This is a genomic window from Dokdonia sp. Hel_I_53, assembly GCF_007827465.1.
GTDB lineage: Bacteria > Bacteroidota > Bacteroidia > Flavobacteriales > Flavobacteriaceae > Dokdonia.
In genome coordinates, this window is record NZ_VISL01000001.1 from 2,755,467 (window position 1) to 2,768,945 (window position 13,479).

Genomic DNA, 13,479 nt, shown 5'->3' on the forward strand with positions numbered 1-13,479 from the left:
TAGGCTTATTTCTTTTTATGTAGACTTGGATGTAGTAGTTTCATTGAGCATATTATTTATTTTTTGTACCTGTGTAAGTGCTTTAAATAACTTATCTATTTCTATAGGCTTCCATAAAAAACCATTAAAATGATGCGCGTATTCATGAGAGTTTGCCGCTGTGACGTCAGCTGTTAAAGCAAATATAGGTGTGGTTTGATTTACATTAGGAATTGTCCGAATTGATCGTGTTGCATCAAAACCATTTAACTCTGGCATATGGATGTCCATAAGTATAAAATCAACACGCTCTTCACTAGCTATTTTGACTGCTTCTAATCCATTTTTTACACGCTTTATTTTTACACCCCATTTAGTAAGTAGTTTATTCATCACTAAGGCATTAATTTTATTGTCCTCGGCCAGAATAGCAACTTTTCCCATTAATGTGTGTTTTTCCTGCTTTGAATACTGGAAGGGTATACTTGTTTTTTCTAAATTAAATTTAAAAAGAAAGGTAGATCCTGCATTGACCTCACTTTTAATTCTAATAGAGCTATTGTGCAATTCTACAAGCTTCTTTACGATAGCCAGACCAAGTCCTGTACCACCATCATTTCTAGTGGTTATAGATTTAGGAATGTAAAAACTTTCAAAAAGCTTTTCTTGCTCCTCTGGGGATATACCAATACCTGTGTCTATTACTTCAAATGTAATGGTGTCATACTGATCACCTTCATAATCTAAAATTACATTTATCTTAATACCACCGTTATCAGTAAATTTTATAGCATTACTAATTAAATTGCCTAGAATTTGAAAGAGCTTGGTTTCATCAAGTAGGTAAGCCTCACTTACTTTAGGGTCTATTGTTAAAGAAAGTTTGATGTTTTTTTCATCTGCGAGACTTGAATAAGTTTGCTTTATATTATTTAATAATTTTTTAAACTCAACAGGATATATTTCTAACTGCATATTATCTGATTCTAGTTTGGAAAAATCTAGAATATCATTAATAATTCGCAATAGATTTTTTGAAGAAAATTGAAGAGAAGTTAACAACTCTTTTTCTCCTTCATCAGATCTTTCATGTAGAAGAGAGATGATACTTGTAATTGCATTTAGAGGAGTCCTAATTTCATGACTCATAGCAGATAAAAAGTTCTGCTTCATGGCTGCAGTTTGTTCTGCGCGCTCTTGTTTTTGAGCTATTTCAAATTTTTGACGCTCTAGACGTGCTTGGTTTTCTTTAGATTGTAGCTTAGAAATACGCTCATAATTTTCAATCACTTTTAAAGTTTGAGAATTAACAGCATCATCCTTTTCATCTATATATTTCTCCAAGTAATTTAAAGCCTTCTTTGTATTACCTTCATCTTTATAAATACTATACATGAAATGATAGCATTTATATTTCATTACAGAAAGTTCATTTTTATCACTGAGATCTATAGCTTTTTTTAAAAAAAATTTTGCTTTTTCAGAATCTCCTTGTCTCACAAATAAATGAGCAATTTTATTATAACACATAGCTATACCAAAAACATCATCTACTTCCCTGTGGATAGCTAATGCTTCTTGAAAATCACTGAGAGCATCCGAGTATTTTTCTAAATACGTAAGTATTTTACCTCTACCATATACAGCAAAAGCATAACCTCTTCTATCACCAGTAGAAATTTTAATAGAAATCGACTTTGTAATTAGATTGAGAGCTAGATTAATTTTCTTTTGCTTCAGGAGTATTCCTGAGAGAGGATTGTAAACGTTAGATTCTAAATTAAGATTCTCAGCTTGTTGTGCACAATTTATAGCATTTTCATAAGCGACAATGGCATTGGGTTGATCTCCTAAAATTTCAAATATAGTTCCAAGAGATTTATGGGCTCTTGACTCGTTGTGCTTATCACCATATTTCCTGTAAATTGTCAAACAATCTATCAAGTGAAACATTCCTAGGTGATAATTATTAGTTTTGTAATATACTCCAGCAATGTTATAATTTGCATTAGCAATCCCAAGCTCATCATTATCTTCTGCGAAATATTGTATTGCTTCCTCAGACATAGCAATAGCCTTTTCATTCTCTGCACTTATCATATGATAGAGAGAGATTTTTGTTAGGCATTTACCAATGAGTGATGGGTTCTGTAAATTTCTACTTAAAGCAAGGGCATGGTATGAAATTTCAAGACTTTTATTAAGGTCATCGCCACGTTTTAAATAGGCGTGATCAAGAAGTTCTAAAACATTAGCTTCTACATCAAGTTGTAGACTCATATTCTTGGGGGATGTTGATTTTATAAATCCATTTTCTGTTTTAGGGAAATCAAATTTACTTATAATAAATAGTATTTGTAATCTATTTTTCTGAAATTTAGAAGATTAGGTTTTAATTGTGATTGTTATTTAGACTCAGTCAAATTGTTTTAGATAGTTTTACAGTATATCTACTTCCACTAAAGTAGTATATCGATTTATTCATCTTTACTGCTAAATTTAAATTTACGATAATAAGAGTGCAATAGTTTTTCTATATTATCAATTTCAATTAAAAGTACTTAGTTTTAGAGAATTATTCTTACTATGAAAAATCAATTTCAAATTTTGAGATCATTTGAAGTAATATTTCTTCAGTCTCTGTAAAGAAAGGCCGAGGAGAAGTCTGGCTATCAATTTTGTCGAAATATTCAATAATACTTCCCGTTTCATAAGCATCTACTACCTGAGGGTGTACGTAGTAATTCCTGCAAACATTTCTAGTATTACCTAATGCTTCTGCAGCAGCATCAAATCCTCTTAAAACATTGGATTTATTTTCTTTTTCATCTGGAGTATAGCCAATATCATAAACGGTCTCAAAAAAAGTTTTTGTCGCTCCCCATGTTCTGAAGTCTTTTGCTGAGAATAAATCACCACTTATTTCTTTGATATAGTCATTTACCATCCCGCTATCAATACGATGCTTTTCTCCTATAGAGTCGTAAAATTGAAATAGCTCCCAACCAGGTATTTCCTCGCATCTATTTACAAGCTTTGCAAGCTTTTTATTACGAATAGTGATTGCGTGCTTTTTTCCTTTTTTACCAGTAAATTCAAATTTAATTCTGTTTTTAGATGTAGTGACATGCCTGGTTCTTAACGTAGATAATCCATAGGTTTTATTTCTTTTTGCATAATAATCATTACCGATTCTAATGTGAGTTTCTTCCATCAATCTAAGAATGAGCGCAAGAACCTTGCGTTGTGTCATCCCTGGTAGATCCAGATCTTGATCAACTCGATCTCTAATAAGTGGTAGAGCCTTACCGAAACTAGCCAACTTATAGAACTTAGTCTGGTTTCTTATTTTAGACCATAAATCATGATAACGATACACCTTTCTATTCTTTGCATCACGACCTACTACTTGCAAATGTCCGTTTGGAGGATAAGCAATACGTACCTTCTCCCAGTTAGGGGGTATCACAAGTTTATTTATGCGGTCTAATTCTTTTTTATCTTTAAGTGGTTTATTATTAAAAACATAGTCATACTTTTCTTTATTTTTCTTTCTGCGTATGTTGAGGTCCGCATCAGATACGTAGATTAGGTTTGCTATTGAAGCTGTCTCTTCTGGATTCTTAAGAATTTTTTCTATTTGGCTAGCTGTAAGTGTCATTGTACTAAAATACCGCCATAAACAAAATCGATTTCAAAAAAATGTGTGAACCTTTTCGTAAACTGCTCTTAAATTTTGTTACTTCACTTTCTAAAGTATGAGAACTATGATTATGCAAACCTCTTTTTATGAGCAACTCAATACTATAATTTCAGATTTTTCTAGTGCCATGTGGGGTATTCCTCTGGTATGCTTACTCATAGGAGGAGGATTATTCTTGTTGATTTATTCCAGATTTCTTCCATTTAGATATCTAGGTCATGCCATAGCGGTGTTACGTGGTAAATATGATGATGAGCAAGATGAAGGCGAGATTTCACATTTTGAAGCGCTCACTACAGCCTTAAGTGCAACAGTGGGAATGGGAAATATTGCAGGAGTAGCAGTAGCTATAGCAATAGGTGGTCCAGGAGCAGTTTTTTGGATGTGGATGAGCGCTATTGTAGGTATGGCAACCAAATTTTTTACAGGATCGCTAGCCATTATGTATAGAGGTAAGGATAGTGAAGGTAAACTTCAAGGAGGACCTATGTACTTTATAATGGAAGGAATGGGAAAGGCATGGAAACCTCTTGCAGCTATTTTTAGTGTCGCTGGACTCGTAGGGGCATTGCCTGTATTTAATGTCAATCAGCTTACACAAGCCATCAACGATATTTTATTAGTGCCTCAAGGAATTGCTGTTGGATTGCAAACCAATCTTATTATTGGGTTAGTGCTTGTTATTATCACTGGATTTGTAATTCTTGGTGGTTTAGACCGTATTTCAAAAACAGCAGCAAAGCTAGTTCCGGCTATGGTATTACTATATTTTCTAGCTGTTTTAGCTATATTATTTGTTAATATAGAAGTGGTTCCTAGCTATTTAATGCTCATTTTTACAGATGCCTTTAGTGCAGATTTTTATAAAACTGACGAGCTGTTAGGAGGCGTTTTAGGCGGTTTGATTTTACTTGGTATCAAACGTGGTGCATTTTCTAATGAAGCAGGTGTTGGTACGGCACCTATGGCACATGGAGCGGCAAAAACAGCTCAGCCCATACGCGAAGGGTTAGTTGCTATGCTTGGGCCAGCTATTGATACCATTATTGTTTGTACACTTACGGCGCTGGCAATATTGGTAACAGATGTTTGGCAAACAAGTGATGCAAATGGAGTAAGTTTGACGGCTTCCGCTTTCGCGAAAGCGTTATCACCCGCAGGTAAATACATCTTACTAATATGCATCGCTGTATTTAGTATCTCATCCCTGTTTTCGTATAGCTATTACGGAACAAAATGTTTGAGTTTCCTTTTCGGAGCACAAAATAAGAAATACTATAACATCATATACATCGCAAGTATATTGCTAGGAGCCACAACATCTTTAAGCATGATGATTAATCTCATTGATGGTTTTTTTGCGATAATGGCAATCCCAACAATGATCGCCACACTTTACCTTGCACCTAGGGTTATGAAAGAAGCAAAGCGTTATTTTAAAGATTTAAAATAACGCTTTGTTAATAGTTTTATGTGATGATTTAAACTTGTATTATCCCAAGATTAAATGGCTTTTCGATAGGTGCATGATCTGCAGCTTCAATTCCCATTGAGATCCATTTGCGCGTATCTCGTGGGTCTATGATTCCATCTGTCCAAATGCGTGAGGCTGCATAGTATGGAGAAACTTGATCGTCATACTTAGATTTAATTTTTTCAAATAAAGCTTTTTCCACCTCTGGAGTAATTTCCTTTCCTTTTTTCTTTAAAGAGGCAGTTTCTATTTGCAATAGCACTTTTGCTGCACTATTTCCAGACATTACGGCTAGCTCTGCACTAGGCCAGGCAACTATTAACCTAGGGTCATAAGCTTTACCACACATCGCATAATTTCCAGCCCCGTAAGAATTCCCTATTACAATTGTAAATTTTGGAACCACAGAATTTGAAACAGCATTTACCATTTTAGCACCGTCTTTAATTATACCTCCGTGCTCGCTTTTACTACCCACCATAAATCCAGTCACATCTTGTAAAAACACCAGCGGTATTTTTTTCTGGTTACAATTAGCTATAAATCGTGTTGCCTTATCTGCGCTATCAGAATAAATAACTCCCCCAAACTGCATTTCACCTTTTTTTGTTTTTACGAGTTTACGTTGGTTTGCCACAATTCCTACTGCCCAACCATTTATTCTAGCATATCCAGTTAGTATTGTCTGACCGTATCCTTCCTTATATTCATCAAATTCAGAGTTATCTACCAATCTGTCTATGATATCTCGCATATCATATTGGTCTGCACGAGATGCAGGTAAAATACCAAAAAGTTCTTCTGGGTCTTTTGCAGGTTTTGCAGATTCAATACGATTATAACCCGCTTTTGTATAATCGCCGATCTTTCCCATCAATTTTTTGATGGTATCAAGAGCGTCTTTGTCATCTTTAGACTTATAATCTGTAACCCCAGAAATCTCACAGTGTGTTGTAGCACCACCTAGGGTCTCATTATCAATAGATTCACCAATAGCCGCTTTTACAAGATAACTTCCAGCTAAGAAAATACTACCTGTTTTGTCAACAATAAGTGCTTCGTCACTCATGATAGGCAAATAAGCACCTCCTGCAACACAGCTTCCCATGACTGCAGAAATTTGAGTAATTCCCATACTGCTCATCACTGCGTTATTTCTAAAAATACGGCCAAAATGTTCCTTGTCTGGAAAGATTTCATCTTGCATAGGTAAATACACACCGGCACTATCAACTAAGTAGATTATAGGTAATTTATTTTCCATTGCAATTTCTTGCGCTCTTAGGTTCTTTTTACCAGTTATAGGAAACCAAGCCCCAGCTTTTACGGTAGCATCATTCGCAACAATAACACATTGCTTACCAGATACATGTCCTATTTTAATGACCACACCACCAGATGGACATCCACCATGATCTTCATACATTCCATCTCCAGCAAATGCAGCGATTTCTATACACTTATCTGGATTATCTACAAGATAATTAACACGCTCACGTGCGGTCATTTTACCTTTCTCGTGATGCTTATCTATTCTCTTTTGTCCACCTCCTAATTTAACTTGGGCAAGACGCTGACGCATGTCAGAGAGTAACAATTTGTTATGATCTTCGTTTTTATTAAATTTTAAATCCATAGATGGAATGCTATTGTTTTTAAGAGGCATAAAGGTACATAAAGAAGCGCAGGAGAAAAATGGTAAATGAGCAATCTTATAGTGTGAGATTTAGGTTTTTTCTAAGGAAACAAATCTTTGGGTTTAAAGAAGTATTTTTACATTAAAACCGACTCATTTTGACAATTAATTGCCTAGGAAAACTTGTTGACCTTTCAACTCCCAGTGTTATGGGGATTCTTAACCTAACTCCAGATAGCTTTTACGATGGGGGCAGCTATCAAGATTTGGACAAAGCCTTGGTTCATACGGCAAAGATGCTTGATGAAGGAGCGACCTTTATAGATGTAGGAGCATATAGTTCGAGACCAGGTGCTCAAAATATATCAGAAGAAGAAGAAGAAAAGCGATTGATACCCATTGTAATAGAACTAGTAAAGGCTTTTCCTGACATTTTAATTTCTGTAGATACTTTTCGTGCAAGCGTAGCAAAAAAAGCTATTGAAAGTGGTGCCGCTCTAATTAACGATATAAGTGCGGGTCAACTAGATCCAAATATGATGGAAATCGTAGGTAACCTTGGCGCCCCCTATATTATGATGCATATGCGTGGTACTCCACAAACAATGAAATCTTTCACTAGTTATGATGATATCACAAAAGACGTAATACACTATTTTTCTGAACGTGTTGCGCTTTCGCGAAAGCATAAAATAAATGATCTCATTTTAGATCCAGGTTTTGGATTTGCAAAAGACACAAGTCAAAACTTTGAGTTGCTTAAAAATTTAAGCTTATTAAAAAGTTTTGAGTTACCAATTTTAACTGGTCTTTCAAGGAAATCTATGATTTACAAGACTTTAGGTGTCTCTCCAAAAGAAGCTCTAAATGGAACGACAGCGTTGCATATGGTTGCCTTGCAAAACGGCACTAAGATTTTAAGAGCACATGATGTAAAAGAGGCTGTAGAGTGTGTAAACCTTTTTAATGTTCTTAAATGAAGATGGTTTTAATTTTCAGTATTTAACAATTGTGAGTTCTTAATTTATTCTAATAATATTAAGTCTATAATAGTATTACTCTATAGTGTAGAGCGTTAGTCATTACTCTGACATAAGAAAATTTATAATTGCTTTCTTGGACTGCTATAAAAAAACCTCTCCAGAGGAGAGGTTTTTAAAAGTGCAATTTGGTATTGGTCAGTGAATAATTACTTGTTATCGGTATCTATAAAGACACCAGGTATATTTTCAATATATTATGCTTCTTACTTTATCTTCAGCCTATAAAAGCAGTATTTGTTGTGAGTACTAACTCAGACATTTACTAAAAAGTGATGCAAATATTTTTCAAATTCAGCGCTTAAATCGAGCACTAAGATATTAAAATTTAAACGATTATCAAATTATACAACAGCAAATGTTAATGAGGAATTCATGAATTAATTATCGCTACTTTGCAAGCTTAGTAACTGTAAATTAGTTTAGTAAGGCTGTACTTCGTAATATAACTATTTGTGAGGTATACGCTTTCGCGAAAGCGTACTCGCAACCACAGAAATAATACGCCATCTCTAGCTATTGTTTTCAACATTTGTGTCGTCTAAAGTTTTTAGAAAGGCGATGAGAGCTTCAATTTCTTCTTGACTAAGCTCAAGTTCGTCAAATGGTAACGTTTGGTGTGGAAGATCAAAACCTAATCCAGCACCTCCTCCTTTATTGTAAAAATCGAGCACTTCATCTAGGGTACTATATACTCCATTATGCATGTACGGTGCTGTAAGAGAGGCATTTCTTACGGTAGGAGTTTTAAACATTCCTCTATGTTTTTCTTCTTCAAATGTAGGGTAGTATCCCAAATCGTCATCAAGCTCCTCATTTGCTGAGGTTGCAGGGACTCCGATAACTTCCCGTTCTGTTTCTGAAAAAAATGGAGGTACCGTACCATTTGTAAGCGGCACAAAATGACAGGTAGCACATAATGCTTTGCCCATAAATAAATTCAATCCTTTTTTTTCTATTCTTGTAAAACTACGCTCGTCATCCCTCATATTCTTATCAAATTTCGAGTTAAAACCATTTAGCGTGGCTACATAACTAGAAATAGCTTTGATAACATCTGTATTTCTTGTGGAAATACCACCGTAAGCCTCAGTGAATAAATCCTGATAGGCAGGGTCTCCTAGTATTTTATTAGAAAATTGATGTACACCAGAGTTAAACTCATCCTTATTTAAAAATACAGAGGATACTTGATCAATGATTGTACTGGATCTACCATCCCAAAAGAAATTTTGCTGAAAGATAGTGTTTAGTAACGTAGGAGTGTTACGTTTAAGTAGTTGACCCTTATTACTTATGCTTACTTTGCGAGCATCTGCATAGCCTTTTTCTGGAATGTGGCAAGTAGCACACGACATAGTTTCATTAGCAGATAATTTTACATCATTAAATAATTTTTTTCCAAGAGCAATTTGTGCCGGGGTTTGATTTTGATTTGTATTGGGCATAAAATAAGATGCATTGTAAGCATCCGTTTGGAAGAAAGTTGGCGCGTTATAATTAAAAGGTTGATTTGTAACGGGAGACCACAAATTACTGGCTTGACGTATACGTAACCAAGATTTAGTTATTGGCGTAAAGTGTTGTTGTATAAAGGTGTACCTATCGAAGGTTGCAAAATCGCTTTGTTCTTTTATATAACTTACGGCTTGCTGGATTTGTTGCAAGAAAGTTTTACTTAAGTCAGGATCTTTTGATTCAATAATTTCCTTTAAGCTTATATTATAGGTGTCTCTTAAATTTTCCAAGGAAATACCACTTTCTAGTATTCCTAAATGACTTACAGGTGTGTCAAACCCTGTGATACTAAAACTCATGATCCTAAAAAGTTGCTGGTGGGTTGCTATAAAATACCTTTGAGGATTGAGCGCTCTCTTTTCTATGTTTTTTTGCAAATTAAGTAATAAGCCTTTGGTCGTTTTAAGTTCGCCTTGGTATTGACTATTTTGGGTACCTCCATCATAGATACTCTCTTCAATTTTTTGAAAACCAACAGGGTGTAGTGTCTTTCCATTATCTTCCTTATAAATGGGTAGTGCTGGACCATTTACACGATGACCCACAGGTGGATTAAGGTAAGAAGCATAGGGTTCTGCCTTTTTAAATGCTATACGCGTATTTTTAAATATAGCTTTTGCATTAGGGTCTTGTGCGTCTATGGTAGCCAGAGAGTCGATGCCTTTAATGGTTTTTTTTATTTCGGATAAATAAATAGCTCTAGCACCATCCCAGTCGGGTACAATTTGAACGCTGTAATTTTCTTTTTGATCGCAACTTAAAATGGAAAAAAAACCAAAAAGGCCTAATATGAAATATTGAAGTACTTTAGTAGTCATAGTTTTAATTAAAAAACGTAGCCCTCGGTTGCAAAACCGAAGACTACGTACCTAAGCATTATAAAAATTTATTTTTCAAAGATTAACGAGGTAACCCTTTAAGAAGTACTACTTGAGAAGCTTGGTTATCTTCTCTACTTGTATTTGTATGACCGTCAAGTGATGCAAAACTGTCATCTTTCCAATAGTGAGGCTGTATATTCAATATGAAAGTGTTAGGAACTCCTACTTTGTCAGAAATGTCAATAAGCGCTCCAAATTCTCCACTCAATCCAGTACTATTGTCTTGCGCTAAATCCTGGCGTACCACGAGCTCTAAAACTTGCTGAATATTTGTTCCAGAGAGGTCAGATTGATAGATGTAAGCTGCATGTCCTCTATCAAAAGAGTTTGGATCTTCCTGTACATACACAAAGTTTTCAGTAACACATATATTGTCTGGACTTTGAAGATCTGCTAGATTTCCATCCTGATTATTCGTGTTTGTATTTCCACTTATGATTTGTGTAAGATTTCCTTCTAGTGGATTAGAAGAATCGAGTTCAAGTTTATAAACCGTCCCCCAATCATTATATGTACCACGTCCAGGACCTCTACCAGTCACTGCAAAAAATACATTTCTACCATTTGCATCACTTCCTTTTTGATAATCTACGTCTTCTACACGCATAAACTGAGAAGCATTTACAGCGGTACACGCATCTTCCATTTCATTTTTAGTAAGTGAGCTTCCATTAGGAATTTCAACAAATTCTACAGCATACGAAGTTTGAAAATCTAAAGACCCCTCGTTGTAAGTAGTTGCGGCAGCAACGTCTTGCTTACCACCTTGTCCATCTGCTATTTCTTTAAAACGCAATACATAGATAGAACCACCTGTAAAATCTGCATCACCCGCTGTAGAGTAATACATAGAAACTTGCCCTTCTGACCCACTAGAATCGTCGTCTCCACCTATAATAACTGTACTTCCACTATAAGCATCTTTAGGTAATGGAGTAGCGTTTTCCCAAGAAAATTCACCCAATGCATCTAATCCAAAATCTGCTTGTGGTGTAGGAGTAGTTACTCTAGGGTCTATAGCTTTCACATCGTAATTAATGCTTTCTGAAGCAGATAAGAAAATATCTTCAGAACCACCATGAACAGAAGCTTCCCACATAGTTGCAGAACATTGTCTTGCAAAATCTGCTACACCAGAGTTCAATAAATAATCTCCCGCGATAGGGATAAGATTTTCGTCTAAGCGTACACGAGCTACTGCATAACTATCTTCACAGTTTGTAACAAATATGTAGTCGTCGCCATCTTTTAAAAATCCTGCACCATCGGCAGATCCTGCTAGTTGAAAATCATTACCTATTACATCAGGAGTAGATATAAGAGAATATGCCTCTACATAATTAAATTGTGAGGACATTGCAATAAGTGGCGGCGTAGATGATTTATCAGAAAACATAGTTGTTCCCATTTCAAAATCTTCTCCATCTTCGCCATCGAGTCCGTCTTGACCATCTTCTCCATCAACACCGTCGATCCCATCCATACCGTCAATTCCGTCTTTTCCATCCTCACAACTTAATAGAAAGGTTCCTACTGCAAATACCATAAGTATTCTTTTGCAAATTAAATTTACTGTTTTCATTAGTTTAATGTTTGTTAGTTTTTGTTGGTTTTGAGGTTTAAAAGTACCCTGAGATTACTTTTGGAAGGTTATGTAAACATGGCGTTTTGTTTACTAAAGAGTTGTCTTACTGTTAAGGGATTAACGATTATATAACAATAGATTTTACCTTAATTTTATACAAGTTTTTTTTCTATCGACTATTTTTAGAGGTTCTATTAATTGGAAATACTGCGAGTTACGCTTTCGCGAAAGCGTAAAAATTATTTTACAACCTTAGGTTCTTTTACAAATCAAAATGACGTGTTAAAATTCAAACTGTAAGTATATTATTTTAAAAACCGCGTCCAAGAAATGTAGCACAGGCAAAAAGTACTATAAGGTTTTATCAATTCTAAGTTGTAATTTTAAAGTACCTATAAAAAGTTTACAGATGACGAAGAGAGCCTCAAATGCCTTAGAAAAACTATACACAGCCTTTTATGAAGGGCGGCTACACCCAGCGTGTTGTACCGCTTGTGCTGTGGGTAACATATGTGACGCTAGTGATGTTTGGAAACATTTTACAGATGCTCATGGGTCTCAAAAACTTACCTATGTGGGAAGTGTAAATGAAACTTTTAAAAAACGCATAAATGGCTATTTGCCTAGTGAATTGTTAGCCATTGAAGCTACTTTTCTTAGAGGCTGTGGGTATGATCTTCCAATTAGAAGGGGCAGTTTTAAACCAACACATCCTCAATCTGAAGAAGTATTATTTAATGGCTTAAGAGCTGTAGTTCACCATATATGTGAGCTAGATGGGATTTCAGATGTAATGGCAATTTCAGATTCTTTTTTAGAAAGGTTGCTCTCTGTTTGTGATAAACGCTCTATTAAACCTTCTGTTTCTATTAGTTAAATGGAAACGAATTGATAAAGATTTATTAAAACCTAGTGAAGTAGTAGGGTAATAGGTTGTACTCTCGTATTTTTGATGCTTAAAATAGAAATTATGAGTGATTTAAAACTAGGAGCAATAGCACCAGATTTTACAGCCCAAACCACCGAAGGAGAAATTAATTTTCACAGTTGGCTAGGAGAGCAGTGGGGAATTCTTTTTTCTCACCCTGCAGATTATACTCCTGTGTGCACCACTGAGTTGGGTATGGCGGCAAAATATAAAGGGGAATTTGATAAACGTAATGTAAGAATGATAGCCCTAAGTGTAGACGGAGTTGCGTCACACTTAGACTGGATAAAGGATATCAATGAAACTCAACAGACTACTATAAACTTTCCTATTATAGCAGATGAAGATAGGAAGGTTGCAGAGCTGTACGACATGATTCACCCAGAGGCAGATGATAAACTTACCATAAGATCAGTTTTTATTGTAGGACCAGATAAGAAAATTAAATTAGTATTATCATATCCAGCATCTACCGGACGTAATTTTGATGAATTACTCCGTGTAATTGATTCCTTACAATTAACTGCATATCGTAAACTGGCTACTCCAGCAAACTGGAAACATGGTGATGATTGTGTAATATCTCCATCTGTCAAGAATGAAGAGATAGCAGAATTATTTCCAAAAGGTCATACTGAAATAAAACCTTATTTACGCATGACACCCATGCCAGAATAACGTATTAGTCGTACTTAATTTTTCAAAGCCAATACTTTTTTAGTGTTGGCTTTTCTA

9 protein-coding genes are annotated in these 13,479 nt (G+C 35.2%); 4 read left to right on the forward strand and 5 right to left on the reverse strand.

The genetic code is table 11. From position 1 onward, the window contains the following. Window positions 1-15 precede the first annotated feature (15 nt). Both OD90_RS12415 and OD90_RS12420 read right to left on the reverse strand, forming a co-directional pair. Window positions 16-2,259, reverse strand: a complete 2,244-nt coding sequence (locus OD90_RS12415) for an ATP-binding protein (protein ID WP_144669475.1) — start codon at window positions 2,257-2,259, stop codon at window positions 16-18. Window positions 2,260-2,563: 304 nt separating this feature from the next. Beyond that, window positions 2,564-3,640 carry a DNA topoisomerase IB gene (locus OD90_RS12420; RefSeq protein WP_144669476.1) on the reverse strand — a complete coding sequence of 359 codons (1,077 nt, stop codon included), beginning with the start codon at window positions 3,638-3,640 and terminating at the stop codon, window positions 2,564-2,566. Between the two features lie 106 nt (window positions 3,641-3,746). Here OD90_RS12420 and OD90_RS12425 point away from each other — a divergent pair, with 106 nt between their 5' ends. Then, a complete protein-coding gene (locus tag OD90_RS12425) occupies window positions 3,747-5,135 on the forward strand; it encodes an alanine/glycine:cation symporter family protein (protein WP_144669711.1) in 1,389 nt (462 codons plus the stop codon). Window positions 5,136-5,163: 28 nt separating this feature from the next. Here the strand turns inward: OD90_RS12425 and OD90_RS12430 are convergent, their stop codons facing one another. After that, window positions 5,164-6,792 (reverse strand): acyl-CoA carboxylase subunit beta, encoded by a 1,629-nt coding sequence (locus OD90_RS12430; RefSeq protein WP_144669477.1) that lies wholly within the window; start codon window positions 6,790-6,792, stop codon window positions 5,164-5,166. 158 nt (window positions 6,793-6,950) lie between these two features. On the opposite strand from OD90_RS12430, the gene folP reads away from it, so the two are divergent. After that, entirely contained in the window at window positions 6,951-7,772 is an 822-nt protein-coding gene (gene folP, locus OD90_RS12435) for a dihydropteroate synthase (RefSeq protein WP_144669478.1), read from the forward strand. A 572-nt stretch (window positions 7,773-8,344) separates the two neighbouring features. On the opposite strand, the gene OD90_RS12440 is transcribed toward folP, so the two are convergent. Together OD90_RS12440 and OD90_RS12445 are read right to left on the reverse strand one after the other, a co-directional pair. Next, window positions 8,345-10,168 carry a cytochrome c peroxidase gene (locus OD90_RS12440; protein WP_144669479.1) on the reverse strand — a complete coding sequence of 608 codons (1,824 nt, stop codon included), beginning with the start codon at window positions 10,166-10,168 and terminating at the stop codon, window positions 8,345-8,347. 82 nt (window positions 10,169-10,250) lie between these two features. Continuing rightward, window positions 10,251-11,813, reverse strand: coding sequence for a PhoX family protein (locus OD90_RS12445; RefSeq protein WP_261374515.1), 1,563 nt, complete (start codon window positions 11,811-11,813; stop codon window positions 10,251-10,253). A 412-nt stretch (window positions 11,814-12,225) separates the two neighbouring features. Here OD90_RS12445 and OD90_RS12450 point away from each other — a divergent pair, with 412 nt between their 5' ends. Continuing rightward, a complete protein-coding gene (locus tag OD90_RS12450; protein WP_144669480.1) occupies window positions 12,226-12,693 on the forward strand; it encodes a Na(+)-translocating NADH-quinone reductase subunit F in 468 nt (155 codons plus the stop codon). A gap of 93 nt (window positions 12,694-12,786) precedes the next feature. Continuing rightward, window positions 12,787-13,422, forward strand: coding sequence for a peroxiredoxin (locus OD90_RS12455; RefSeq protein ID WP_144669481.1), 636 nt, complete (start codon window positions 12,787-12,789; stop codon window positions 13,420-13,422). Window positions 13,423-13,479 lie beyond the last annotated feature (57 nt).

Bases quoted from the DNA above. Each gene is read 5' to 3' on its own strand.
- OD90_RS12415 (WP_144669475.1), bottom strand. From the start codon at position 2,259: ATGAGTCTACAACTTGATGTAGAAGCTAATGTTTTAGAACTTCTTGAT.
- OD90_RS12420 (WP_144669476.1), bottom strand. From the start codon at position 3,640: ATGACACTTACAGCTAGCCAAATAGAAAAAATTCTTAAGAATCCAGAA.
- OD90_RS12425 (WP_144669711.1), top strand. From the start codon at position 3,747: ATGATTATGCAAACCTCTTTTTATGAGCAACTCAATACTATAATTTCA.
- OD90_RS12430 (WP_144669477.1), bottom strand. From the start codon at position 6,792: ATGGATTTAAAATTTAATAAAAACGAAGATCATAACAAATTGTTACTC.
- OD90_RS12440 (WP_144669479.1), bottom strand. From the start codon at position 10,168: ATGACTACTAAAGTACTTCAATATTTCATATTAGGCCTTTTTGGTTTT.
- OD90_RS12445 (WP_261374515.1), bottom strand. From the start codon at position 11,813: ATGAAAACAGTAAATTTAATTTGCAAAAGAATACTTATGGTATTTGCA.
- OD90_RS12450 (WP_144669480.1), top strand. From the start codon at position 12,226: ATGACGAAGAGAGCCTCAAATGCCTTAGAAAAACTATACACAGCCTTT.
- OD90_RS12455 (WP_144669481.1), top strand. From the start codon at position 12,787: ATGAGTGATTTAAAACTAGGAGCAATAGCACCAGATTTTACAGCCCAA.